This is a genomic window from Aeromonas finlandensis (assembly GCF_000764645.1).
In the GTDB taxonomy this organism is placed as follows: domain Bacteria; phylum Pseudomonadota; class Gammaproteobacteria; order Enterobacterales; family Aeromonadaceae; genus Aeromonas; species Aeromonas finlandensis.
Genome location: NZ_JRGK01000375.1, coordinates 1 through 1,249 on the forward strand (window position 1 = coordinate 1; position 1,249 = coordinate 1,249).

Genomic DNA, 1,249 nt, shown 5'->3' on the forward strand with positions numbered 1-1,249 from the left:
CGATTATTTCTAGGATGAAATACATTGACATCGATAGGATTTGGCAATAAAAAAACATTGGCATTTTTCAAGATAAAACTGCTTTTAGCCCTTTCTAGCATCCAATTGGAGGGGACGGTGTATATAATATCATGTCTGTTTTTTAACTTGCCCAGTTTAATTTTCCAGACAATATACCGCCAACCAAATCCATAAGAACCTGGAGAAAAAAATTTATAACCGCTGACAAAGGCTAGTTCATTAACATTTACGTCATAACAATGTTCACTTCCACAATATAGCCACTCATCATGCATTGTTACAATAGAGCCTTGTGGTATTTTATCCAAATCGAATATGCTGAGCGTGTCATTATTAAACCAGTGTAAATGAAAAACCTCTCCTTTTTTGTTTTTGAATGCAGCAATTACAGGTCGATATGAAAATAAATTCAATGAATGTTTTATAGGATTTTGGTTGATTTGAAATAAACCTATCCCCCATGATAACACACGTTTTATAAATTGTACTTTATTTGCATTATCTTGATTTATTGTATTAACACATCTAACGCCAGCAAGGAGAGCTGTAAATTTCCTTGCAGCAATAGCTGCACCACCTTTTGAAAGTGAAAAGGAAACTATATTTACTTTTTTCATAATGAATATCTATTTATCTGAGTTCGGTCTTTTTCTTTGACGCTGAAATTTGCAACATTATTTAAAAAGAAAGAATATTTTTTTGTCATTTCATCTATTGCATCAGAAAGTGATTCAATAGATGAATCAGCATAAATGATACCAGTACCAGGCTCTTCAACTAATTCGATATTACAGCCGACATAAGATGAGCAAATTATGGGAAGGCCAAAATAAAGGGCCTCCTCAACTACCAACCCCCAAGGCTCGCTATGTGATGGTAACAAAAAGATATCATGTGATTTATAGATGTCAGCAAGATCTCTATTGTTAACGGCACCAACTAAAGTCACATTATGGGGTGACATATCTGCAACTTGATCTCTTAATGGTCCATCACCGACGACTGTCAAATTTAGTTCAGGATGCTCTTTGAAATATTCAATAGCAAAAAGCAATCCCTTCTCGTGTGCTAACCGCCCGACATACAAAAAATTAACTGGCTTTTTAATTTTTCTTGGTTCCGTGCACGTTTTTTCAAAATCTGAGTTAGTGACATTAATTATCCCGACACCTTTAGTGAGAGGCACATCCCCTTTGAAATCTAGAGCCTTGAGCAGATCATAATGTGG

Annotated in this window: 2 protein-coding genes; both read right to left on the minus strand. The window is 35.1% G+C overall.

The features are described from left to right. Positions 1 to 638, minus strand: a 638-nt coding sequence (locus LD28_RS23295; protein ID WP_206538785.1) for a glycosyltransferase family protein, incomplete at its 3' end; no start/stop codon positions are given. Then, a partial coding sequence (locus LD28_RS22750; RefSeq protein WP_156120361.1) for a glycosyltransferase occupies positions 635 to 1,249 on the minus strand: 615 nt, incomplete at its 5' end. The genes LD28_RS22750 and LD28_RS23295, both read right to left, overlap by 4 nt.